Here is a 22,021-nt window from a genome sequence, read left to right on the forward strand (position 1 = left end):
TTCCGGTTGTTGCCGCGCTTTACGTCGTGCGGGTGGGGACTAGCGGACGGCGACCAGGTCGACGACGAAGATCAGCGCCTCGTTCGGTCCGATCGCTCCGCCGGCGCCTCGGGAGCCGTAAGCGAGTTCGGAGGGGATTTCGAGTCGGCGGCGGCCGCCGACCTTCATGCCCAGCAGGCCCTGGTCCCAGCCCTGGATGACCTGGCCGACGCCGACGCGGAAGTCCAGCGGAGCGCCGCGGCCCCAGGAGGCGTCAAATTCTTCACCGGTGGACCAGGCCACACCGACGTAGTGGGTGGAGACGGTGTCGCCGGTCTTTGCTTCGGCGCCGTCACCCTCGATCAGGTCCGTGATGACCAGTTCTGTGGGAACGTCGCCTTCGGGGAAGTCGATTTCCGGCTTCTGGCGGTCGAGGTCGCGCTGTCCAAATGACATGGATGCTCCTTCTTGTGTGGCTTGGGGTGGGGTAAAGGTTACTTGACGCCGAGGATGTCGACGACGAAGACGAGGTCGCCCTTGGCGTCGCCCTGGCCTTCCTCACCGTAGGCGAGGTCCTTGGGGATGACCAGGAGGACGCGTGAGCCGACAGTCTTGCCGGTCAGGCCCTGGGTCCAGCCCTTGATGACGCCGGTGAGGGGGAACGTGGCCTTCTCGCCGCGGTCGAAGCTGGAATCGAAGACCTTGCCTTCGGTCAGCGTGGCACCGACGTAGTTGACGGTGAGGGTGTCGGACTCCTTGACCTCGGGCCCGGTGCCCTTGATCAGGTCCTGGGAGACGAGGGCAGTCGGCGCCGCAACGCCGGCAACGGAGATCTGGGGGATGCCCTTGTCGTTTTCCGTCACGGTCGGCAGGCCAGCCGGCGGCGTGACGGTTTCGCCGTCGGGCTTGTCCAGTACCTTCGGGGCTTCCTTGGCGGAGAGCACCTTGACGATGAGGAGCTGGCTGGGCTTCGCTTCGCTGCCTTCAGCGGCCGCCTGGCCGGGAACGGCCAGAGCCAGGTGGGAGCCGACCTTGGCGCCGACGAACGCGTTGTAGATGACGGCGCTGCTGGTCTTCAGTTCGTCGTTCAGTTCAAGCGGCTCAGGATCACCGGCAAAGGTGTCCTCCAGGGTGGTGCCGTCGGTGCCGTTCAGGGCGAGGATGGAGATTTCAGCGACCTGGTTGGCCTTGACCCGCTCGCCGCTGCCTTCCGTAATCACCTTGACCGTGGGTTCCGCGACGTCCAGGGGCTTGGTGAATTCCACACCCGGCGCCTCTTTTTCGCCCTTCTCGGTCAGCTTGACCGAGTCAAGCTTGGCGGTCTCGCCTGCGGACTGGCTGGTGGGCTCCGGCGCGGGCGCCTGCCCGCCGCCGCAAGCGGTCAGCAGCAGCAGTCCGGGGAGGAGAATTGCTAATATTCGGCGCACATTAAAACTTTCGTAGAGGCAGTGTGGGCACATTGCCGCGTCGTTTCCACGGCAAAAGAAGCGGTGGCCAGCAAACGGCCTCATTCAGAATAACGCGGAAAGCTGGGTGTCAGCCCATAGAGTCCAGGAGGGCGTCCACCCGTTCGTCGACGCTGCGGAACGGGTCCTTGCACAAAATGGTCTGGTGCGCACGGTCGTTGAGCTTCAGGTGTACCCAGTCCACGGTGTAGTCGCGGCCAAGTTCCTGGGCCCGACGGACGAAGTCGCCGCGCAGCTTGGCCCGGGTGGTCTGCGGCGGGGCGTCCACGGCGTCCTTGACGGCGGTGTCGTCCACGAGCCGCCGGACGCCGCCGCGGGCCTGCAGCAGGTAGAACAGCCCGCGGGTCCGCGAAATGTCGTGGTAGGTCAGGTCCAGCTGCGCGATCCGGGGGGCGTCCAGGCCCAGCCCGTGCCGCTCGCGGTAGCCATCCATCAGCTTTTTCTTGATCGCCCAGTCCACTTCGGTATCGATCGTGCTGGTGTTGCCGCTCTCAATGGCGTCAAGGGTCCGTTCCCACAGGTCCAGGATCATCGGAACGTGCGGATTGTGGGCGCCGTGTTCGGCCACGAACGCCGTGACCTTGCCCAGGTATTCCCGCTGGATCTCGAGGGCCGTGAGCTGCCGGCCGTTGGCGAGCCGGACGAGGGCGCGGCCGGACAGGTCGTGGGATATTTCGCGGATGCTGCGGATGGGGTTTTCCATCCGCATATCACGCATGATCACCCCGGCCTCGATCATCCGCAGGATCAGGTCCACGGTCCCGATCTTCAGCAGCGCCGTTGTCTCGGACATGTTCGAGTCACCCACGATGACGTGCAGCCGGCGGTAGAACTCGGCGTCGGCGTGCGGTTCGTCCCGGGTGTTGATGATGGGCCGGGACCGCGTGGTGGCCGAGGAGACACCCTCCCAGATGTGGTCTGCCCGCTGTGAGAATGCGAAGGTGGCGCCATGCGGGGTCTTGAGGATTTTGCCGGCGCCGGCAATGAGCTGGCGTGTGACCAGGAACGGGATCAGGATTTCCGCCAGCCGGGAGAACTCCCCCCGGCGCGGGATGAGATAGTTCTCGTGGCTCCCGTAGGAGTTCCCGGCCGAGTCGGTGTTGTTCTTGAACAGGTACACAGTGCCGTTGAAACCCTCGGCCGCCAGCCGCTCCTGCGCCTCGTCCACCAGGTCGTCGAGGATCAGTTCGCCGGCCCGGTCGTGCGCAATCAGCTGGGCCAGGTCGTCGCACTCGGCCGTGGCGTACTCCGGATGGGAGCCGACGTCGAGGTACAGGCGCGAGCCGTTGGTCAGGAAAACGTTGGAGGACCTCCCCCAGCTGACCACTTTGCGGAACAGGTAGCGGGCCACCTCCTCGGGGGCCAACGGACGGGATTCCGGGCTTGAATACGAAATCCCGAACTCGGTTTCGATGCCGAAAATTCGCTTGTCCATCTCAGTCCTCCTCAGCAAGCAATGCCACGATGTCGGCGTCCTCCAGCCGGCGGAACGCCCGGCGGGTGCCGCGCGAAGCCTCCGAACCGCGGTCCAGGACGGCAACCTCCACGGCCGACGCTGCCAGGGTGGTGGTTTCCTTGTCGGCCACGAGTCCCGCCTGCGCGAGGCGGATGGCGGCAGCAAAATCCAGCTCGCCCCGCCAGCCTGCCTCGACGGCCTCGGTCACCTTGTCCGCCTGGCCGCCCATCACGATGAATCCCTTTTCGTCGGCGATGGACCCGTCAAAGGTCAGCCGGTACAGGTGGTCCTCTTCCTGGCTGGAGCCGACCTCCGCCACGACAAGCTCGACTTCGAACGGCTTCTGTTCTGCCGTGAAGACGGCGCCGAGGCTCTGGGCATACACGCTGGCCAATCCCCGGGCTGTGACGTCCTCACGGTCGTACGAGTAGCCGCGGACATCCGCGTACCGCACCCCCGCCTGGCGGAGGCTCTCGAACTCGTTGTACTTGCCCACCGCCGCGAAGGCGATCTTGTCGTAGATCTCGCCGATCTTGTGCAGCGACGGCGAGGGATTTTCCGCCACAAGCGCGATCCCGTCCCGGCAGCTGACGACAACCACCGACCGGCCCCGGGAGATGCCCTTCCGTGCGAAGTCCGCACGGTCCTTCATCAGCTGCTCAGGCGAAACGTAGAACTGCTGGGTCATCTCAGGCCTCCCGCTGGGCGACGGCCCGGGATTCGATGATCGCGCCGGCGATGGCGGCGAGTTCGCCGTCGGGCACCCGGACGGCACCGGACCGGCTGACCGTATAGACGACAGGCCAGAGGCGCCGGACCGGGTCCGGGCCGCCGGTGGCGGTGTCGTCGTCGGCCGCGTCATAAAGCGCTTCGACGGCGACGGCGACGGCTTCCTCCTCCGGAAGGTTCGGCCGCCACAACTTCTTCAGCGCGCCGCGGGCGAACATCGAGCCGGATCCCACGGCGTGGTGCTCCTGCTCCTCGTAGCGTCCGCCTGTGACGTCGTAGGAAAAGAGCCGTCCGACGCCGGCCGGCCGGTCGAAGCCGGCGAAGAGCGGAACCACGGCGAGCCCCTGCATCGCCATCGGCAGGTTGGCGCGGATCATCGCACCGAGCCGGTTGGCTTTGCCTTCAAGGCTCAGGAGCGTCCCTTCAATTTTTTCGTAGTGCTCAAGCTCCACCTGGAACAGCCGCGTGATGTCGAGGGCTATTCCGGCCGTCCCGGCGATGCCGAGCACCGAGTACTGGTCTGCCGGGAAAACCTTCTCGATGTGGCGGCTGGCGATCACGTTGCCCATCGTGGCACGCCGGTCACCGGCCATCAGCACGCCTCCCGCGTAGCTGAGCGCAACGATCGTGGTCCCGTGCGGAACCTGCAGCGGCGCTGCGGTGTTCGCGGCCGCTGCGGGCAGGTGTTCGACGGAGCGCAGGCCGAAAGGCAGCAACCCGGGACGTTCGCGTTGGAGATGCTCGGTGAAGGAGGACGTCGCGCTGGCTGCTACCTGGTTGGCTGTTGTTTCCTGCACTCGTGCACTCCCTCAACGTGGTGGATCAACGACTTCCCTAGCCCGGTACCGCCCTGTCCGGCGGCCGGACGCGGTCCTATTGGCCGCCCTTTTGGACGAAGGCGCGGACGAACTCCTCGGCGTTGGATTCAAGCACGCCGTCGATCTCATCGAGAAGATCATCCACACCCTGCGTGGCGGCTGATGCCTGGCCCTCCGCGGGCGCCGGCGGGGCCGCGGGAACGTCCTCGTCGACCTCGGTGGTCCGCGACTGCGGCTTCTGCTGCTCCTGGCCTGCCATTGTTTTCTCCTTCTGTCCGTCCCCGATTTTCGTAAGGGACATCCTGTAGCAATACTGCCACGCCGGAGGCGTCGGCGGGGGCCTTTGTTCCTAGGAACCGGGGCTGAGTCCGAGGAGCTCGGCAAGGAACGATCCGGCCTCCCGATGCCGGGCGAACAGGCCTCCGGTGAGCGCCTCCGTTCCCCGCAGCGGCTCCCTCGTGGGCACCCGCTGGAGCCGGCCGCGGCCGGGAACATCGAAGATCACCGAGTCCCAGCTCGCCCCGACGACGTCGGAGCCGAACCGGCTGACGCAGCGTCCCCGGAAGTAGGCCCGGGTGTCCGACGGCGGCTCGGTCACGGCCCGCTGGATGGCGCTGTCCTCGACGATCCGCTTCATCCGGTCGCGGGCCAGCAGCCGGTAATAGAGTCCCTTTTCGGGCCGGATATCCGCCCACTGCAGGTCCACGAGCGCAAGCCGGGGGCTGTCCCAGTCCAGCCCGTCACGGTCCCGGTAGCCCTCCAGCAGGGAGAGCTTGGCGAGCCACTCCACGGAGGAAGCTGCGGCGGTCCGGTCGCTGCCCAGCTCGGTCAGGGTTGCGGCCCAGCGCTCCAGCACGGCGTGGGTATGCCCGTCTCCGTCAACGGCGTCGGCAACACCGGTGTCCTGGGCGTGCTTTGCGGCTGCCTCGTAATAGATCCACTGCAGGTCCAGGGCCGTGATCCGGCGGCCGTCGAGCAGCCGCAGGGTCGCCGTGAGGGACGTGTCGTGGCTGACCGCCTGGAGTGCAGCGACCGGTTCGTGGACTTCCACGCGCGGGGCCAGTCCGGCCTCGATCAGGCTCAGGACCATCGCGGTCGTGCCGAACTTGAGGTAGTTGGACGGCTGGCTCAGGTTGGCGTCGCCGATGATGACGTGGAGCCGGCGGTACTTGTCTGCGGTGGCGTGGGGTTCATCGCGGGTGTTGATGATGGGCCGCCGGATGGTGGTCTCCAGGCCCACCTCGGTTTCGAAGAAGTCGGCCCGCTGGCTGATCTGGAAGCCCTGCCGGGAGCTGTCCTGCCCCCGGCCGACCCTGCCGGAGCCACAGATGATCTGGCGGGTGATGAAGAAGGGCGTCAGGCCCCGAACGATGTCGCCAAAGGGTACGTTGCGGGGCATGAGGTAGTTCTCATGCGAGCCGTAGGACACGGATTTGTTGTCCGTGTTGTTTTTATAGAGGTTGATGGGCGGCAGTTCCGGATCGCCGGCGAGCCGGCGCACGGCGGCGAGAGCCACGAGGTCGCCGGCGGCATCCCAGGCGACCGCGTCGCGCGGATTCGTGACTTCGGGGCTGGAGTACTCGGGGTGGGCGTGGTCCACGTAGAGCCGGGCGCCGTTTCCGAGCACCATGTTCATCAGCAGCGTTCCGGATGCGTCCTCGCCGTCGTGATCCAGCTCGGCCCTCCCGTAGGCCAGGGCAACGGCCTCGGCATCCAGGACCGGCGGCTGGTCGGTCAGCTGCTCGGGGTCCGCTGCTGCGCGTTCCAGGGTCCAGCCCCGGGCGTCGTGCAGCGGCTCCTCATCGGTGTAGTCCCAGCGGGTTTCAGCGCCGCCCGCGGCACGCTGCCGCGTCACCTGGGCGTAGGCCTGGATGACACGCGCGGACATCATCGTGGCGTTGGCGCCGGGAGCGGAGGGCGCGTGGATGCCGTATTCCGTCTCCGAGCCCATCACCCTCATGGCGCCGCCGGCGGGCAGGCCCCCGGAGACCTCGGCCGGACGGCCGCCAGCAGCTGCCGTCATAGGTACTGACCTGTGCTGGGCATCGTCTCGATCGACTTGCCGGGCTCCTGTCCCGCCTTGCCCTGGACGATGGTGCGGATGTACGTGATGCGCTCGCCCTTCTTGCCCGAGATCCGTGCCCAGTCATCCGGGTTGGTGGTGTTCGGCATGTCCTCGTGCTCCCGGAACTCCTCGACGACGGCGCGGAGGAGGTGGTCGATGCGGATGCCCTTCTGGCCGACGGTCAGCAGGTCCTTGATCGCGTACTTCTTGGCCCGGTCCACCACGTTCTGCACCACGGCGCCGGAGTTGAAGTCCTTGAAGTACAGCATCTCGGTGTCGCCGTTGGCGTACGTCACCTCAAGGTATTCGTTGGACTTGTCGGTGGAGTACATGGCCTCGACCGTCCGCTGGACCATGGCGTCCACGGTGGCCTGGACATCGCCGTCGTGTTCGGCGAGGTCGGACTGGTGGAACGGGAGGTCGGCGGTGATGTACTTGTTGAAGATGTCCGCCGCGGCCTCGGCGTCGGGGCGCTGGATCTTCACTTTGACGTCCAGCCGGCCCGGCCGGAGGATGGCCGGATCAATCATGTCCTCCCGGTTGGACGCGCCGATCACGATCACGTTGTCCAGCCGCTCCACGCCGTCGATCTCGCTCAGGAGCTGCGGGACGATCGTGGTTTCGACGTCGGAGGAGATGCCGGTGCCGCGGGTGCGGAACAGCGAGTCCATCTCGTCGAAGAACACCACCACCGGGCTGCCCTCGGACGCCTTTTCCCGGGCGCGGGCGAAGATCAGCCGGATGTGCCGCTCGGTCTCGCCGACGTACTTGTCCAGCAGTTCCGGGCCCTTGATGTTCAGGAAGTAGCTCTTCATATCGGTCTTGCCGGTGCGTTCGGCCGCCCGGGCCGCCAGGGAGTTGGCGACCGCCTTGGCGATCAGCGTCTTTCCGCAGCCCGGAGGCCCGTACAGCAGGATGCCCTTCGGCGCCTTCAGCCCGTGCTCACGGTAGAGGTCCGGATGCAGGAACGGCAGTTCGACTGCGTCGCGGATCTGCTCGATCTGCGGTCCCAGGCCGCCGATGTCCTGATAGGTGATGTCCGGAACCTCTTCCAGGACCAGGTTCTCCACTTCCGAGCGCGGGATCTTCTCCAGCCCGTAACCCGTCCGGGTATCGATGGAGAGTGCGTCGCCGACCCGGAGGTTCTGGGCCATCAGGGCGCCCGACAGCCGGATGACACGTTCCTCGTCCGCGCGGCCCACTACGAGGGCGCGGTCCGAGCCCAGCATCTCCTTGAGCGTGACGAGGTCACCGGCACGCTCATAGCCCAGGCCCGCCACCACAAGCAGCGCCTCGTTGAGCAGCACTTCCTGGCCGACCGCGAGCTGGTTCATGTTGACCAGCGGGCTGATTCCCACCCGCATCTTGCGGCCGGCGTTGAAGATGTCCACGGATTCCTCGGTGGCCGCCTGCCCGCTGTTACCGGCCGTCGGCAGCCGCTTCGGGTTCAGCTGCAGCACGGTTCCGAAGCTGTACGGCGGCTGGCCCTCTTGGTCCAGGGCGTTCTTCAGGCGCATGATCTCGGCCTTGGCGGCCTCCAGTGTCGCCACGAGTTTCGCGTTGTTCTGCGTCGCGGCGGCAAGCTGCCGGTCAATGTGCCGGAGTTTATCCCGGAGGACATTGACCTGCCGTTCGGCAACGGACAGCTCGCTGGCGGCGTAGCGGTCCCCCTCGGCATCCTGTGCCGCTGATTGTGCCGCCGCCTTTGCTGCATCGTCCGCCGGTGTGCGGCCCGGGTCGGTGTTCGGAGTCCCCATCGTGCATCAGCCCCTTCCTGCGCTTCTATTAAGACATTAGCCCCAAGAAGCCGGTGGCGCGGAAGACTTCCGAAATCTGAACTAGTTCGTGACCTCCGGCCCGTCCTTGACGTTGGTTCCGGCGATGGCGTCGCGGGCCGCACGGCGCAGTTTCTTGTCGGAGACCGCCCGCTCCCCCACGGCGCCGGGCGTCCAGGCGTTGACGTCCTCCTCGTTGAAGTCGGTCTTGGAAGGGCGGCGCTTCACCGAGATCCCGGTGACGCCGTCGGCGAGCCGCCGGGTGACGAGCAGGAAACCCGTGTGCGCAACCATCCGGTGGTCCGGGCGGACAGCGAGGCCCTCGAGGTGCCAGCCCCTGACCATCGATTCCCAGGCATCAGGTTCGGTGAACCGGCCATCGGCGCGGATGGCTTCGGCGGTCCGGGACAGCTGCGTCACAGTCGCGACGTAGTTGATCCACACACCGCCCGGGGCGAGGACCGTGGCGACGGCATCAAGGCATTCCCACGGAGCAAGCATGTCCAGGACCACCCGGTCAACGGAGCCCGGTTCCTCGGTGCGGACGACTTCCTCCTGGAAGTCGCCCAGGGAGATCTTCCAGGCCGGGTGGGGACCGCCAAAGATCGTCTCGACGTTGCCCCGGGCGATGTCCGCGAATTCCTCGCGCCGTTCAAAGGAATGGAGGTACCCGTTGTCGCCCACGGCCCGCAACAGCGAGATGGACAGCGCGCCGGAGCCGACGCCGGCTTCCACCACCCGCGCGCCGGGAAAGATGTCAGCCATGGTGACGATCTGGCCGGCGTCCTTGGGGTAGACCACGGCAGCACCGCGGGGCATCGAGAGCACAAAGTCCGACAGCAGCGGCCGCAGGGTCTGGTACTGCTGTCCGACGTTGTTGACCACGACCGAGCCGTCCGGCTGGCCGATGATGTCGTCATGGTTCAGGAACCCGCGGTGCGTGTGGAACGCGCCACCTGCTTCGAGGCTGATGGTGTTCATGCGGCCGCGTTCGTCCGTCAGCTGCACGCGCTCCCCTTCACGGAAGGGGCCGCGACGCCGCGCCGCGCCGACCGGGGCGGTGGCGCCAACGGTGCCGGACAGCGGCTCGAAAGTGCTGGCCCCGGGAGTCCCGGCCGCGCCGGTGTCGGCGGCAGTGTCTGCGGCGGCGGTGTCGGGGGCAGTGCTGGCTGCGCTGGTGTTTGCGGCGGTGTCGCTGCTCATGAAGGTTTCCTTACTCCTGTGAAGCTGTGTGGCCGCTGATGTGCCGGCGGTCCGGCTGCTTGCGCCCAAGGCCTGGCGCGTCGGGCCGGGAATTTCACGGCCGGCAGGTAACTCTACCCGTTCCGGCCGTACATCCGCCTGCTCGGGCGGGGGCTCTTGCCGGTGATGGCCGCCAGGACGGTGGCTTGGCGCAGCAGCCCGATAACCGTCCCGTCCGCGCTGACGACCGCGTATGCCTGGCCTTCGAGCTGGGCCAGGTACTGGAGCAGCTCCTGGCCCTGCGAGGATTCCGGGACATACGCCCCGGGTGCCAAGGCGTAGGAAACGGCCGTTAGCGGTGTTGCGGCCACGGCCTCGGGCGGGACCGTGGCAGCCACTCCGGTGTCGACCACAGCGGCCGGCCGGCCGTCGGGACCGTACAGCACGACGGCGAGCGGAGAACCGGCGGCGGACCGCTGCAGCCGCTCCAGGTCGGCGACCGTGGCGGTTTGCGGGAGCCCGACCGCAGGCTCGGCGAGGGTAGCGGCGCGCACCAGATGCAGCCGCCCCCGCAGGCGCGCCTGCTGGATCGACGCCGTCGCACCCATCCAGAGGAAGCTGCCCACCAGGATGGTGATGAGCATGAGGGAAATGTCGGGGCGTTCCCCGCTGAGCAACGGCAGGGCGACGAACCAGAGCACCAGGGCGATTACGATCAGCCGGCCGCCCCAGCCGGCGGCGACGGTGCCTTTCTCCTGGCTGCCGGTCACCTTCCAGACGGCGGATTCGACGAGCCGGCCACCGTCCAGCGGTAGCCCGGGCAGGACGTTGAAGATGCCGATCAGCAGGTTGGCCCACACGAAGATGTTCGCCAGGATGTCCGCGACGCCGCCGAGGTCGCCGGCGGTCAGCAGCACCCAGCCCGCTGCGGCCAGGATGAAGTTGGCAGCAGGCCCGGCCATCGCCACCAGGACAGAGCGGCCCGGAGAGGCGGTGAAACTTTCGAACTGGGTGTGGCCGCCCCAGAGGTTGAGGACGATTTTCTCCGTGGGCCAGCGGTAGATCTTGGCGGTCAGGGCATGGGCGAGTTCGTGCACGAGCACCGAGATGAGCAACAGGACGGCATAGGCGAACGCCACGATAAAGGCGCCAAGGCCCAGGTCCGGGTTGTTGCGGAGCAGCACAGGACCATAGACGATCACGGTGAAGGCCGCGATGATGAACCAGGAGTACGCGAGGACCACGGGGATGCCCGCGATCCGGCCGAGGGGAATTCCGTCTTTGCGGCTGGCCACCGATCGTCCGGGCTGCCCGTGGGTGTGGGTGTCAGTCACGGGCGGGGCTCCCCGCACCGTCACGGTCCAGGGCGAACGCGGCGTCCGGGAATTCCTCGCGCAGGGCCACGAGTTCGTCGAGGTCGGCTACCGTGCGGCCGGCCAGGGTTTCCCAGATGGCATGGCGGGGATCGGGCGGAAGCGGCACGATGTGCGGGATCGCCACGGTTACCACGCCGGACGCCACGGCCGCCGCGACTCCGGGCGCGGAATCTTCCAGCGCGACGCAGTGCTGCAGGCCGAGCGCCGGATCTGCCTGCTGGAGGAGTTCGACGGCCTTCAGGTAGGCCTCCGGATGCGGCTTGCCGCGCGTCACGGTGTCCCCGGTGACGAGGAACTCGAAGTACGGCTTCGGAAGGCTGGCGACGATTTCGCGGGCCAGGGGCGCCTCGGACATCGTGACGAGCGCGCAGCGGATACCGGCGCCGTGCAGTTCATCGAGCAGTTCGCGGGCCCCTGGCCGCCAGGGCACAGAGGTCCGGACTCGGCTGATGACGTGTTCCGTGAGGATGTCGACGATTTCGCGGCGCCCCAGATTCACTCCGGCCTCCTGCAGGAGCCCGGCGGAGAACATTAAGGACTGGCCCACGAGCTGCATGGCCTTCTCGTGCGACCACTGCCCGCCGTGGGCGGAGACCAGTGCGTGTTCGGCTTCGATCCAGTACGGCTCGGTGTCCACTATGGTGCCGTCCATGTCCCACAGCGCGGCTTTGAGCAGGGGCTGGGAAGCTGAGGGTTGCATGCCCTCCAGTCTACGGTGCAACCCGAATCGGGTGGACGCCGCCCCAGTACCCTGCACGCCGGGCGGGCACGGGGGGGACGCCGACACATACGGGCCGCAGAAGTACGCCGAGGGCGAATATCCCGCCGCGGAGCGCCCGCAGCGGCCTATCGACCGGGCCCGAGCGGCCCGATTGACCGGACGCGCAACATTCCGGCCCTTCATTCCATGCGGGGGCCGGGTGCTTGGACGTAGGGTGAAGAAATGAATAGCTTCGAGGCAGACACCACGGAAGCGGGCGGCGTGCCCGAGCGGGAGCGGCTGCTGCAGCCGGTGCCCGAGGGTCAGCGCATCACGGTGATGCTGGCCGCCTTCGAGGGCTGGAACGACGCCGGCGAGGCGGCAAGTGACGCGTTGCGGTACCTGAACAAGGTTGTGGGGCGGCAAAAAAGTCGCATCCATCGATGCCGACGAATACTACGACTTCCAGTTCACGCGACCGACGATCCGCCGGACCTCCTCCGGGGAACGGAAGATCAAATGGCCCTCCACCCGGATTTTCAAGGCGAGCGTGCCGGGCTCCAACGTGGACGTGATCTTTGTGCAGGGTACTGAGCCGTCCTACAAGTGGCGCGCCTACACCGCTGAATTGCTGGTACACGCCGAGGCGCTCCACGTGGACTACGTGATCCTGGTTGGCGCGCTCCTCGCTGACGTGCCTCACAGCCGGCCGATCCCGGTCAGCGCGTCCACCGAGGACGCTGCGCTGCGCGAGCGGATGGACCTCGAGGCGTCCCAGTACGAGGGTCCGGTCGGGATTGTCGGAGTCCTGGGCGACGTGTCGCTGCTGGCCGGTCTGCCGACGGTGTCCTTGTGGGCGGCCGTGCCGCACTATGTGGCGCAGGCGCCCTCCCCGAAGGCGCAGTTGGCTTTGCTGCACAGGATCGAAGAGCTGCTCCAGGTGCCGCTGGACACCCAGGAGCTGGTCGAAGAGTCGGACGCGTGGGAACGGGGCGTGGACGAGCTCGCCACCGAGGATCCCGAGATCGCCGCCTACGTCCGCCAGCTGGAGGAGGCCAAGGACACCGCGGACCTCCCCGAGGCCAGCGGCGAGTCGATCGCCCGGGAGTTCGAGCGTTACCTCAAGCGCCGCGGCAAGGACAAGCCCTAGATCCAGAGCACGCGGACCCAGCAGGCCGGACAGCCGGTGTGGCCCCGCAGCCGGTCGGTCTTGGCCCGCAGCCGGCCCTGAGGGTCAGAGTTCGACGCCGAGAAGCGCGTCGACGGCGTCGGTCACCAGCGCAGCGTCCGCCGCGGCGCCGGCGCCTCCGCCGTTGAGGGCGGAACGGGCCCAGTCATCGACGGCGGCAAGGGCGCCCGGGGCGTTCAGGTCCTCCGAGAGTGCGGCGCGCATCCGGGCGACGAGCTGGCCGGCGGAGCCTTCCGGAGCCACGGCCACTGCTTCCCGCCAGCTGCGGAGCCGGTCCTTCGCCTCGGCGAAGCCAGCCTCAGTCCAGGACCAGTCGGTGCGGTAATGGTGGGCCAGAATGGCCAGGCGGATGGCCGGCGGCTCCTCGCCATCGGCCCGCAACCGGGACACCAGCACAAGGTTGCCGAGGGACTTGCTCATCTTTTCGCCGTCGAGGCCCACCATTCCGGCGTGGGCGAAGTGGCGTGCAAGCGGCACACCGGCGAGGGAGTAGGCGTGGCCGGCACCCATCTCATGATGCGGGAAAATCAGGTCGGAGCCGCCCCCCTGCACGGTGAACGGCGCCGGAAGGTACTTCTGGGCGATGACGGTACATTCGATGTGCCAGCCGGGGCGCCCCTCCCCCAGGCTGCCGCCGGGCCAGCTCGGTTCGCCGGCCCTGGCGACGCGCCACAGCAGCGGATCCAGGGACTGGCGCTTGCCGGCACGGCCGGGGTCGCCGCCCCGTTCGGCGAAAAGCTCCAGCATCTCGGCGTCCGAAAGGCCGGAGAGGGCGCCCAGCGTCCATGCGTCGTTGGCTTCCGGAGCGTGTTTGCCGGCTGCTTCAACGTCGTAGTAGACGTCACCGGCGGGTTCGCCGTCGCTGCCGGGCACGCGGTAGGCAAGGCCCCGCTCCACCAGCCGCTCGATGGCGGGAACAATAAAGGGAATGGCTTCCACGGCGCCCACGTAGTGGTCCGGTGCCAGCACGTTGAGGGCTTCCATGTCCGTCTGGAAAAGCTCGATCTGACTGGCCGCGAGGTCCCGCCAGTCCACGCCCGTCGCCGTCGCGCGCTCCAGCAGCGGATCGTCGACGTCGGTGACGTTCTGGACGTAGGAGACCTGCTGGCCGCCGTCGCGCCAGGCCCGGTTCAGGAGATCGAAGGCCACGTAGCTGGCTGCGTGCCCCATGTGCGTGGCGTCATACGGGGTGATCCCGCAGACGTACATCGATTGTTCGCCCTTGGCTTCCAGGGTGGCCAGGCCGCCCTTGGCGGTGTCGAAAAGGCGGAGGGCAGGCATGCTGCCCGGCAGCTGGGGAACAGGGCGGGAGATCCAGGACTTCACAGACCAAGCCTAGTGCTAGGCGCTGATGACATTGAAACCGACCAGCAGATACAGCGCCATGCCGAGGAAGATGCGGTACCAGACGAACAGGCGGTAGCTGCGGGTCGAGACGAACTTCAGGAACCACCCGATGATGACGTAGCCGACCACCAGGGCGATGGCGGTGGCGAGGGCCGTCTCGGGCAGGCCAAAGGGGCCCGTGATGCCTTCCTTGGACACTACTTTGTAGAGCTGGTAGAGGCCGCTGCCGAACACGGCGGGAATGGCCAGCAGGAAGGAATAGCGCGCCGCGGCCTCCCGTGTGTAGCCCATCAGGAGGCCCGCGGTGATGGTGCCGCCGGAACGGGAGACGCCCGGGATCAGCGCCATGGCCTGCGCCAGCCCGTACAGGAGACCGTGTTTATAGGTCAGCTGAGTGAGGTCGCGGTCCTGCCGGGCCACCGCATCCGCGACGGCAAGGATCAGGCCGAACACAATCAGCATGGTGGCAACAATCCAGAGGCTGCGGAGCACGGACTCAATCTGGTCCTGGAACAGCAGGCCGAGAACGATGATCGGCAGGCTGCCCAGGATCACCAGCCAGCCCATCCGGGCGTCGGGATCCTGCCGAGAAACCTTGCCACGGAGCGACCCGAACCAGGCCTTCACGATCCGGACGATGTCCCGCCAGAAGTAGATGATCACGGCGGTCTCGGTGCCCAGCTGGGTGATGGCGGTGAAGGCCGCACCGGGGTCGGCCGCATTGGGCAAAAAGGACCCGACAATCCGCAGGTGGGCACTTGAGGAAATCGGCAGGAATTCTGTCAAGCCTTGGACAAGGCCCAGCAGGGCCGCTTCAAACCAGTTCACGTTTATAGACCCTACGTCAGATATATGGCGAATCCCCGTAAGCTTGCTGACATGCAGCAGCGTTATGTCGGCAACAGTGGGTTGCGTGTGTCCGCCCTCGCCCTTGGCACCATGTCCTGGGCCAAGGAGACGGATGAGCAGGAGGCAACAGGCCTGCTCCGCGGGTTCGTGGACGCCGGCGGCACGCTGATCGACACGGCCGCCTCGTACGCCGACGGCCAAGCTGAAGCCACGCTCGGCGGCATGCTGGGCGACGTCGTGGCGCGTTCCGAGGTGGTCCTTTCCACGAAGGCGGGACTCTCGACGTCGGACGGGCGCCGGAGCGTGGACACATCACGGAACGGGATGCTCTCCGCATTGGACGCCAGCCTCGCCAGGCTGGGAACGGACTATGTGGACATCTGGTTCGCGCAGGCCTGGGATCCCAACGTCCCGCTCGAGGAAACCCTCTCCGCACTGGAATTCGCCCTGCGGTCCGGCCGTGCCCGGTATGCGGGTGTTTCCAACTTCAACGGCTGGCAGACGGCCAAGGCCGCAGCAGTGGCCGGCTTTCCCCTCGTCGCCAACCAGTCCGAGTACTCCCTGGTGCACCGCGCCCCGGAGGCCGAGCTCATTCCGGCCATCGAGGACGCAGGCCTCGGCCTGCTCGCATGGGGTCCGGTGGGCCGCGGCGTGCTGACCGGAAAGTACCGCGGCCACATTCCGGCGGACTCAAGGGCCGCAAATTCGCGGCTGGCCGGCTACGTCGAGCCCTACCTTGAGGGTTCCGCCTCCCGAGTGGTGGAAGCCGTGGCGATGGCAGCCAAGGGACTGGGCCGGACGGCGCTGGATGTCTCCCTCAGCTGGCTGTTGTCGCAGGATGGCGTGGCCGCCGCGATCGTGGGTGCGCGCACCACGGTGCAGCTAAAGGAAGCCCTGGATTCGGCACTGGCTCCGTTGCCGCCGGAGATTGCCCAGGCACTGGAAGACGTTTCCAACCCGGCCTGAGCAGTCCAGGCACCGCCGGATTATCCGAACATCAAAGACCCGTGCGGGTCTTGAGGACCTAGTCCTGAAGGATTTCCAGGTCTTCCTCGTCGTCGACGTCTTCTTCCTCGTCCTCGTCGCCGTCGTCGTCGATCACCTCAAGCGGGGTAACTTCGCCATACGCTTCATAGAGGGAATCGTCATAGACTTCAAAGGCGTCAGCGACGGCAAAAAACGCTGCCTCGACCGCGGGGTCCCCATCGCCGCGGCGCGCCGCAGCGGCAGCCAGGTGTTCTTCCAGGGCGGCGGTCAACGACTGCAGCGCGACACGCGGATCGATGCTCATGACTTCACGTTAGCGGGAAAAAGATGAAAATGGAGAGCAATGAAGGAACATTTTCTGAGCAGTTCGGTCCGGCGGGAGCGGGACTACCTGAAGCAGTACGAGTACCTCGTTCTGACGGTCAGCCCTGACGACTCCCTCGCCGAAGCCCGCCGCCGTCTCGTGGAGCATTCCGAGTACGGCAAGTGGGAACTGGAGCGCAGTGTCCTCTATCTGGGCGGCGGACGGCGCTTCTGGCTCCGGCGCAAGGTGATCCAGGTCCAGCGGACTGTCTAATCGGCAGGGTCCAGCGGACCCCTGCGCTAGGGCGTTTCCAGCGGCCCCAGCCACGCGTTTGCCACGGTGTTGTGCGCCGATTCGTCGTCGGAGGGGTGGAACATGCCGGCCAGCACGTCACGGTACAGGCGTTCCAGCTCCGAGCCGCGGAAGTAGCTTGAGCCGCCGGACACCCGGATGGCCAGGTCCACCACCGTCCGGGCTGTCTCCGTCGCCCGGACTTTGAGCCCCACCAGTTGCGGGAACCACTGGCTGCCATGCTCGGCGAGTTCATCGACGTCGGCCGCCACGCGGGAAAGCTGCGGATAGAGGCCGTCCATGGCCATCGCCGCCTCGGCGATCTTCCACCGGATGTCCGGGTCCTGGGCGTACGGGCGTCCGCCGTTCTTGAAGGACGTCCGGCGCTTGACCGCCTCGACCCCCAGCAGCAGCGCGCGTTCGCCGATGCCGGTGTAGACGGCGGCCAGCAGGGTCTCGAAGCAGGCGAAGATCGCGAAGATCAGGGGATCCGCGTTCGGGCCGACTGGCAGCTTCCGGAAGATCCGGTCCGCCGGCACGACGGCGCCGTCCAGCACCGTGGTCCCCGACTGGCTGGCCCGCATGCCCAGGGTGTCCCAGTCATCGAGGATCCTGTACCCGGGGGTGTCCCGGGTGATGAAGCCGTGCACCAGCTCCCCCTCGCCGTCGCGGGCCGCCGCATCCTTGCCGAAGATCCCGAGCCGGGTCCACGCCGGCGAGAGGCTCGTGAAGATCTTGCGGCCCGTGAAGGAGTAGCTCCCGTCCGGCCGCTGCACCGCGTCGGTGCGGGAGTCGAAGAGCACCGAGTCGTTTCCCGCTTCGGAGTTTCCGAAGGCGAAGATCTCCCCCTGCGCGGCTTCCCGGAGGACGAACCCGAGCGAGGAATCGCCGCGGCACGCGAGGACGTGCGCCACACCGGTCCACACCAGGTGCATGTTGATGGCCAGCGCCGTGGCCGGGGCGGCCGTGGCGAGCCGGCGCTGAAGTTGTGCCGCCTCGGCGAGACCGAGCCCCAGGCCGCCGTTGGAGACGGGAACAAAGATCTTCAGGTAGCCCGCCGAGGCAAGCTCGTCCAGGTCCTCCTGGAAGAACGCGTTGTCGCGGTCGTAGCCGGAGGCGCGGCTGCGGATCCGGTCCAGCAAAGGCTCGGGCAGGATGTCAGCGGGGTTCATCGTCGCCTTCCGGCTCTCGGTTCTCAAAGACAACAGTCAGTAGTTCGTTAGCAGCCTGTCCAGCACGCGTGCGCCGAACTTCAGGGAGTCCGCCGGGACGCGTTCGTCGACGCCGTGGAACATTCCGGTGAAGTCGAGCTCGTCCGGCAGCTGGAGCGGGGCGAAGCCGTAACCGGTGATGCCGAGACGGCTCAGGGACTTGTTGTCCGTGCCGCCGGAGAGCGTGTACGGCAGCACCTTGGCGCCGGGATCCTCGGCGTGCAGGGCATCGATCATCGAATCAACGAGATTACCGGCGAACGGGACCTCCAGGGACACGTCGTTGTGGACGTGGCTCACATCGACGCCGGTCCCGGCGAGTTCGCGGACGATCTCGAGGACGTGCTGCTCCTGGCCGGGCAGCGTCCGGCAATCCACGAGGGCCTCGGCCGATTCGGGGATCACGTTGTGCTTGTAGCCTCCCTTGAGCAGGGTGGGATTGGTGGTGTTCTGCAGTGTCGCCCCGACGAAGCGGGCCACCGTACCGAGCTCTTTGAGGATCTTGTCCGGGTCATCCGGATCGAACTCGACGCCCGTGAGTTCGGTCACCCCGTCCAGGAACTGTCGGGTTGTGGGGGTGAGTTCCACGGGCCACTTGTATTCGCCGATCCGCGATACGGCGCTGGCCAGTCGCGTGACGGCGTTGTCCGTGTTGATCTGCGAGCCGTGGCCGGCCCGGCCGTGGGCCACGAGGCGCAGCCAGGACAAGCCCTTCTCGGCGGTCTGCAGCAGGTACGTGCGCTGGCCGCCGATGGTGGCGGAGAAACCCCCGACTTCGGAGATCGCCTCCGTGGCGCCCTCAAACAGTTCCGGACGGTTGTCGACGGCGTAGCGGGCACCGTACTTGCCGCCGGCTTCCTCGTCGGCGAAGAATGCGAAGATCAGGTCTCGCTTGGGTTTGCGGCCGGTACGGGCGAAGTTGCGCAACACCGCCAGGATCATGGCGTCCATGTCCTTCATGTCGACGGCGCCCCGGCCCCAGATCAGCCCGTCCTTCAGTTCGGCTCCGAAGGGGTCCACGGACCACTGGTCGCGGAGCGCGGGGACCACGTCCAGGTGCCCGTGGACCACGAGGGCGCTGGCGGAAGGGTCCTCCCCCGCCAGCCGGGCCACCACGTTGGCCCGGCCCGGAGCCGACTCGAAGATTTCAGCGTCCAACCCCACCTCGGCCATCAGCCCTGCCGTGTACTCGGCCGCCGCGCGCTCCCCCGGACCGGTTCCGTCACCGTAGTTGGAGGTGTCGATCCGGATCAGTTCCTGGCAGATCCGGACAACTTCGTCCTCGGGCCGGATTTCAGTCATGGGGTACTCCTTGCGACGGCGGCTGGTTGCTGGCTTCAGCCTACCCATAAGCCCCGATTATTTGTTTCCGGAAACTTCGTGCTAGAGTCTTTCTCGCTGCTTCGGAGAAAAGCGAAACGCTGAAAGGCGGAAATCGCCTCCGGATTACCACCTGCGCGGGTGGCGGAATGGCAGACGCGCTAGCTTGAGGTGCTAGTCCTCGAAAGGGGGTGGGGGTTCAAGTCCCCCTCCGCGCACAAGGGAAAACCCCTGGAATCCACGGATTCCAGGGGTTTTTTTCTGTCCCCGCACACGCCAACTGTCAGCCTGCAGGCTTGATGTTCTGGTTGATGTGGAAGAGATTGCCGGGATCGTACTTGGCCTTGACTTCGGCGAGGCGGGCGTAGTTCCCCGCGTACGTGTCCTGGATGTGCGGCTGGTCGTCGGCGTCGAGGAAGTTGACGTAGCCTGCACCGGATCCGAGGGGGTGAAGCTCGTCATAGTACTCGCGCACCCACTTCGTATTGGCCTCGTTGTGGGCCGGATCCTCCCAATGGCAGGCGATGTCCACCGCGAAGTCGACGTCGCGGTAAGGGAACGCTGTCTCGTCCCGACCGACCCGCTGGACGGCACCGTTGACCGGGTAGAAGTGGTTGGCCGTCTGCACGCTCGGAATGCCTTCGCCGAACTTCTCGGCGACACGGACGACGTCGTCGGTCAGGCGGGGCAGGAACACGGACTTCCAATAGGCCTGCAGGCCCTTCGGATACATGGGGTCGAAGAGTGTGTTGAGGACCGTGTAGGGAAGAGGGCCCAGGAAGGAGCCGGCGACCGGCGCAACGTCAAGGAACGGCTGCCATTGACGCTCCCCCTCGTCGTGGGGGCCCGCCCAGCCGCCCACCAGCACCACCACTGGCTTCCCGTGATACTCCTCAGGCAGGAAGGGGACCGGCGGTCCCTGGTGGAAGCCCAGGAACACTCCCATTTCTTCCGGTGCCGTGGCGATGTAATCCCGGTAGAGCCGTGCCACCGCGTCGGCGTGCTCCAGAAGGTAAATGATCACTCCGCCGTAAAGGACATCCACGGGGTGAACGTTGAACTCAAAGGAAGTCACGACGCCGAAGTTGCCGGTCCCGCCGCGAAGCGCCCAGAAGAGGTCCTCATTTTCCGTGTTGCTGGCCACCAGGAACTTCCCTTCGGCGGTCACCACGTCCGCGGACTTCAGGTTGTCGCACGACAACCCGTACTTGCGGGCGAGGTAGCCGATTCCTCCGCCGAGGGTCAGCCCGGCAACGCCCGTTGATCCGATGATGCCTCCGGTGGTGGCGAGGCCGAATGCGCCCGTGGCGTGGTTGAAGTCTGCCCATGTCGCTCCGGCTTCAGCCCGTGCTGTCCTATTGGCAGGATCCACGCGCACACCCCGGCAGCCTGTGAAATCGATGACGAGGCCGCCGTCGCAGGTCCCGAACCCGGGAGCGCTGTGGCCTCCGCCGCGCAGCGCGAGGTCCAAGCCGGTGTCACGCGCGTAGTTCACGCCTGCAATGGCGTCCGCGACCTGCGACACGCGCAGAATGGCCGCGGGACGTTTGTCGATCATTCCGTTGAAGACGGCCCGCGCGGTGTCGTAGTCCGCCCGATCCCTCGTGATGACTTGGCCCCGCACCTTTTCCTGGAGGGCCTGGAAAGAGCTGTTGTCCACCGTGTACTCCGATTCACCCGAGCGGCGTGCCCGGGCAACTGGGCGCGGCCCCGGGGGTCGTGCCGGTTGATTGGTTAGCAGCCGATGGGCCCTGCATCTTGGAGGGCACGAGCCTATGCCGCAGGCTTCCACAGCGGCGGAGACCGGATGCACCTTGGCAATGCAGCAACGTCGCGCGGTTTGCCTTGGCGTGATTCAGAACCGGGCTTCGCCCCGTCTCGACGAGTTACAGCACGGCTAGTCGTAAATTACTCCGGCCCCAAACAGCGGTCAATATGCGAAGGCGCGGCTCCCAGGTCAGATCTGCGGCTGGATGCTGGGAACGGACCGGTGGAGAAGCTTGAACGCCCTCCAGTTTTCCTCGACCTCCGTCAGGCTGCGCCGCGTCCTCTCGGGGTCGATCGTGGCGAGTGTTGCCACAATGCCCTGCTGGACAGCCATGGCGGCAGTCAGTGACGGGAAAAAGGACGTTCCTTCGGCGGGTGTAATCACAATCTCGTCTGCGGACTGCTCGAGCACGGGCGACATGTTGTCGGCAAGGACCACGACCGTTGCCCCGCGCGAGTGGGCCTGGGCGGCGGCGATGACGGCGAGATCATAGAGCCGCCAGTAAGAACAGACGATCAAAACGTCCCGCGGGGTTATCCGCGCGATGTGGTTGGCCACCGACGCCGGCCGGTCGAGGAGCTCCCGCACCGGGTAGCCGGCGATCTGAATGTTATGGACAAGGGCATGGCCTACGGCCGAGAAACTTCCCTGCGCTGTGACATAGATACTGTCCGCCTCAGCAATCAGCTGAGCGATCCGCGCCACGCGGCCGTCGTCCGTCTTTCTGAGGGAGACGGACAGTGAATCCGCATCCTGGCGCAGCGAGGCCTGGAAGGGTGAACCGCCGTCCGCGTGAACGTCGGAGACCTCCAGCACGGACAGGTGAGCGAGATGCCTGGCCCGCAGGTCGCGCTGGAAGTCCGGCCAGCCCCCGTACCCAACCCGTTGCGCGGCCCTCGTCACGCTCGAAACGCTGGTCTGTGCCAGGTTGGCCAGCTCCGCGGCCGGCAGAAAGCTCGCTTTGGCCGGCTCCCTGACGATCAGGTTGAAGACCTGCTGGGCACTGGCCCCCAGGCCCTTCGCGGGCAGCAACGACCGCAGCCAGTCCTCCACCGAATCCGGATCCTTCGCATCCTCATCACGAGTCATACCTGTGGACACCGCCCCAACTCCCCTGCAAAGAATCTTGCACTTTCCTCTTGCTTGCATTCAGTTTTGCACATTAGTGTGATGTCCACCACCAGCCGTAGGTGGACCACCCTTTCCGCG

Annotated in this window: 20 protein-coding genes, 1 tRNA gene and 1 pseudogene; 4 read left to right on the forward strand and 18 right to left on the reverse strand. The window is 66.6% G+C overall.

Annotated elements, in window-relative coordinates; genetic code table 11:
- Positions 1 to 39: 39 nt before the first annotated feature.
- From QFZ65_RS10815 to QFZ65_RS10865, 11 genes are all read right to left on the reverse strand, one after another.
- Positions 40 to 435 carry an FKBP-type peptidyl-prolyl cis-trans isomerase gene (locus tag QFZ65_RS10815; RefSeq protein WP_306910264.1) on the reverse strand — a complete coding sequence of 132 codons (396 nt, stop codon included), beginning with the start codon at positions 433 to 435 and terminating at the stop codon, positions 40 to 42.
- Between the two features lie 38 nt (positions 436 to 473).
- On the reverse strand, positions 474 to 1,406 hold the full coding sequence (locus QFZ65_RS10820; protein ID WP_306910266.1) for an FKBP-type peptidyl-prolyl cis-trans isomerase: 933 nt from the start codon (positions 1,404 to 1,406) through the stop codon (positions 474 to 476).
- Between the two features lie 109 nt (positions 1,407 to 1,515).
- Positions 1,516 to 2,880, reverse strand: coding sequence for a Pup--protein ligase (pafA, locus tag QFZ65_RS10825; protein WP_306910268.1), 1,365 nt, complete (start codon positions 2,878 to 2,880; stop codon positions 1,516 to 1,518).
- Position 2,881: 1 nt separating this feature from the next.
- Positions 2,882 to 3,589 carry a proteasome subunit alpha gene (prcA, locus tag QFZ65_RS10830; RefSeq protein ID WP_306910271.1) on the reverse strand — a complete coding sequence of 236 codons (708 nt, stop codon included), beginning with the start codon at positions 3,587 to 3,589 and terminating at the stop codon, positions 2,882 to 2,884.
- Between the two features lies 1 nt (position 3,590).
- On the reverse strand, positions 3,591 to 4,427 hold the full coding sequence (gene prcB, locus QFZ65_RS10835; RefSeq protein ID WP_306910274.1) for a proteasome subunit beta: 837 nt from the start codon (positions 4,425 to 4,427) through the stop codon (positions 3,591 to 3,593).
- 76 nt (positions 4,428 to 4,503) lie between these two features.
- Positions 4,504 to 4,707 carry a ubiquitin-like protein Pup gene (locus QFZ65_RS10840; RefSeq protein ID WP_306910276.1) on the reverse strand — a complete coding sequence of 68 codons (204 nt, stop codon included), beginning with the start codon at positions 4,705 to 4,707 and terminating at the stop codon, positions 4,504 to 4,506.
- A 90-nt stretch (positions 4,708 to 4,797) separates the two neighbouring features.
- Positions 4,798 to 6,471, reverse strand: a complete 1,674-nt coding sequence (dop, locus tag QFZ65_RS10845; RefSeq protein WP_306910278.1) for a depupylase/deamidase Dop — start codon at positions 6,469 to 6,471, stop codon at positions 4,798 to 4,800.
- Complete coding sequence (gene arc, locus QFZ65_RS10850; RefSeq protein WP_306910279.1) at positions 6,468 to 8,270, reverse strand: proteasome ATPase; 1,803 nt, start codon at positions 8,268 to 8,270, stop codon at positions 6,468 to 6,470. Before arc ends, dop begins: the two co-directional genes overlap by 4 nt.
- A gap of 81 nt (positions 8,271 to 8,351) precedes the next feature.
- Positions 8,352 to 9,491, reverse strand: a complete 1,140-nt coding sequence (locus QFZ65_RS10855) for a tRNA (adenine-N1)-methyltransferase (RefSeq protein WP_306910281.1) — start codon at positions 9,489 to 9,491, stop codon at positions 8,352 to 8,354.
- Between the two features lie 113 nt (positions 9,492 to 9,604).
- Positions 9,605 to 10,804, reverse strand: coding sequence for a site-2 protease family protein (locus tag QFZ65_RS10860; RefSeq protein WP_306910283.1), 1,200 nt, complete (start codon positions 10,802 to 10,804; stop codon positions 9,605 to 9,607).
- Positions 10,797 to 11,546, reverse strand: a complete 750-nt coding sequence (locus QFZ65_RS10865) for an HAD family phosphatase (protein WP_306910285.1) — start codon at positions 11,544 to 11,546, stop codon at positions 10,797 to 10,799. The genes QFZ65_RS10860 and QFZ65_RS10865 overlap by 8 nt, the downstream gene beginning before the upstream one ends.
- Positions 11,547 to 11,789: 243 nt before the next feature.
- On the opposite strand from QFZ65_RS10865, the pseudogene QFZ65_RS10870 reads away from it, so the two are divergent.
- A pseudogene (locus QFZ65_RS10870) lies at positions 11,790 to 12,696 on the forward strand (PAC2 family protein).
- Positions 12,697 to 12,780: 84 nt separating this feature from the next.
- Here the strand turns inward: QFZ65_RS10870 and mshC are convergent.
- Both mshC and QFZ65_RS10880 read right to left on the reverse strand, forming a co-directional pair.
- Positions 12,781 to 14,061: a cysteine--1-D-myo-inosityl 2-amino-2-deoxy-alpha-D-glucopyranoside ligase gene (gene mshC / locus QFZ65_RS10875; protein WP_306910287.1), complete on the reverse strand. Its 1,281-nt coding sequence runs from the start codon at positions 14,059 to 14,061 to the stop codon at positions 12,781 to 12,783.
- Positions 14,062 to 14,076: 15 nt separating this feature from the next.
- Positions 14,077 to 14,910 carry an undecaprenyl-diphosphate phosphatase gene (locus QFZ65_RS10880; RefSeq protein WP_306910288.1) on the reverse strand — a complete coding sequence of 278 codons (834 nt, stop codon included), beginning with the start codon at positions 14,908 to 14,910 and terminating at the stop codon, positions 14,077 to 14,079.
- Between the two features lie 51 nt (positions 14,911 to 14,961).
- On the opposite strand from QFZ65_RS10880, the gene QFZ65_RS10885 reads away from it, so the two are divergent.
- Positions 14,962 to 15,897: an aldo/keto reductase gene (locus tag QFZ65_RS10885; protein WP_306910290.1), complete on the forward strand. Its 936-nt coding sequence runs from the start codon at positions 14,962 to 14,964 to the stop codon at positions 15,895 to 15,897.
- 58 nt (positions 15,898 to 15,955) lie between these two features.
- On the opposite strand, the gene QFZ65_RS10890 is transcribed toward QFZ65_RS10885, so the two are convergent.
- On the reverse strand, positions 15,956 to 16,222 hold the full coding sequence (locus tag QFZ65_RS10890) for a hypothetical protein (RefSeq protein ID WP_306910292.1): 267 nt from the start codon (positions 16,220 to 16,222) through the stop codon (positions 15,956 to 15,958).
- Between the two features lie 39 nt (positions 16,223 to 16,261).
- Between QFZ65_RS10890 and QFZ65_RS10895 the strand changes: the two genes are divergently transcribed.
- Positions 16,262 to 16,495, forward strand: a complete 234-nt coding sequence (locus tag QFZ65_RS10895) for a DUF5703 family protein (protein WP_306910294.1) — start codon at positions 16,262 to 16,264, stop codon at positions 16,493 to 16,495.
- 26 nt (positions 16,496 to 16,521) lie between these two features.
- Here the strand turns inward: QFZ65_RS10895 and QFZ65_RS10900 are convergent, their stop codons facing one another.
- Both QFZ65_RS10900 and QFZ65_RS10905 read right to left on the reverse strand, forming a co-directional pair.
- Positions 16,522 to 17,685, reverse strand: coding sequence for an acyl-CoA dehydrogenase family protein (locus QFZ65_RS10900; protein ID WP_306910296.1), 1,164 nt, complete (start codon positions 17,683 to 17,685; stop codon positions 16,522 to 16,524).
- A gap of 36 nt (positions 17,686 to 17,721) precedes the next feature.
- Positions 17,722 to 19,026 (reverse strand): M20/M25/M40 family metallo-hydrolase, encoded by a 1,305-nt coding sequence (locus QFZ65_RS10905; protein ID WP_306910298.1) that lies wholly within the window; start codon positions 19,024 to 19,026, stop codon positions 17,722 to 17,724.
- Positions 19,027 to 19,179: 153 nt separating this feature from the next.
- Here QFZ65_RS10905 and QFZ65_RS10910 point away from each other — a divergent pair.
- A tRNA-Leu gene (locus QFZ65_RS10910) sits at positions 19,180 to 19,262 on the forward strand.
- A 65-nt stretch (positions 19,263 to 19,327) separates the two neighbouring features.
- On the opposite strand, the gene QFZ65_RS10915 is transcribed toward QFZ65_RS10910, so the two are convergent.
- Both QFZ65_RS10915 and QFZ65_RS10920 read right to left on the reverse strand, forming a co-directional pair.
- On the reverse strand, positions 19,328 to 20,704 hold the full coding sequence (locus QFZ65_RS10915) for an FAD-binding oxidoreductase (protein ID WP_306910300.1): 1,377 nt from the start codon (positions 20,702 to 20,704) through the stop codon (positions 19,328 to 19,330).
- Positions 20,705 to 21,001: 297 nt separating this feature from the next.
- The gene (locus QFZ65_RS10920; RefSeq protein ID WP_306910302.1) at positions 21,002 to 21,901 is read right to left on the reverse strand and encodes a MurR/RpiR family transcriptional regulator; all 900 of its coding nucleotides are present in this window, start codon (positions 21,899 to 21,901) and stop codon (positions 21,002 to 21,004) included.
- Positions 21,902 to 22,021: the final 120 nt, after the last annotated feature.

The organism is Arthrobacter sp. B3I9, from assembly GCF_030816935.1.
GTDB lineage: Bacteria > Actinomycetota > Actinomycetes > Actinomycetales > Micrococcaceae > Arthrobacter.

Bases quoted from the DNA above. Each gene is read 5' to 3' on its own strand.
- QFZ65_RS10815 (WP_306910264.1), bottom strand. From the start codon at position 435: ATGTCATTTGGACAGCGCGACCTCGACCGCCAGAAGCCGGAAATCGAC.
- pafA (WP_306910268.1), bottom strand. From the start codon at position 2,880: ATGGACAAGCGAATTTTCGGCATCGAAACCGAGTTCGGGATTTCGTAT.
- prcA (WP_306910271.1), bottom strand. From the start codon at position 3,589: ATGACCCAGCAGTTCTACGTTTCGCCTGAGCAGCTGATGAAGGACCGT.
- QFZ65_RS10840 (WP_306910276.1), bottom strand. From the start codon at position 4,707: ATGGCAGGCCAGGAGCAGCAGAAGCCGCAGTCGCGGACCACCGAGGTC.
- dop (WP_306910278.1), bottom strand. From the start codon at position 6,471: ATGACGGCAGCTGCTGGCGGCCGTCCGGCCGAGGTCTCCGGGGGCCTG.
- arc (WP_306910279.1), bottom strand. From the start codon at position 8,270: ATGGGGACTCCGAACACCGACCCGGGCCGCACACCGGCGGACGATGCA.
- QFZ65_RS10855 (WP_306910281.1), bottom strand. From the start codon at position 9,491: ATGAGCAGCGACACCGCCGCAAACACCAGCGCAGCCAGCACTGCCCCC.
- QFZ65_RS10865 (WP_306910285.1), bottom strand. From the start codon at position 11,546: ATGCAACCCTCAGCTTCCCAGCCCCTGCTCAAAGCCGCGCTGTGGGAC.
- QFZ65_RS10885 (WP_306910290.1), top strand. From the start codon at position 14,962: ATGCAGCAGCGTTATGTCGGCAACAGTGGGTTGCGTGTGTCCGCCCTC.
- QFZ65_RS10890 (WP_306910292.1), bottom strand. From the start codon at position 16,222: ATGAGCATCGATCCGCGTGTCGCGCTGCAGTCGTTGACCGCCGCCCTG.
- QFZ65_RS10895 (WP_306910294.1), top strand. From the start codon at position 16,262: ATGAAGGAACATTTTCTGAGCAGTTCGGTCCGGCGGGAGCGGGACTAC.
- QFZ65_RS10900 (WP_306910296.1), bottom strand. From the start codon at position 17,685: ATGAACCCCGCTGACATCCTGCCCGAGCCTTTGCTGGACCGGATCCGC.
- QFZ65_RS10905 (WP_306910298.1), bottom strand. From the start codon at position 19,026: ATGACTGAAATCCGGCCCGAGGACGAAGTTGTCCGGATCTGCCAGGAA.
- QFZ65_RS10920 (WP_306910302.1), bottom strand. From the start codon at position 21,901: ATGACTCGTGATGAGGATGCGAAGGATCCGGATTCGGTGGAGGACTGG.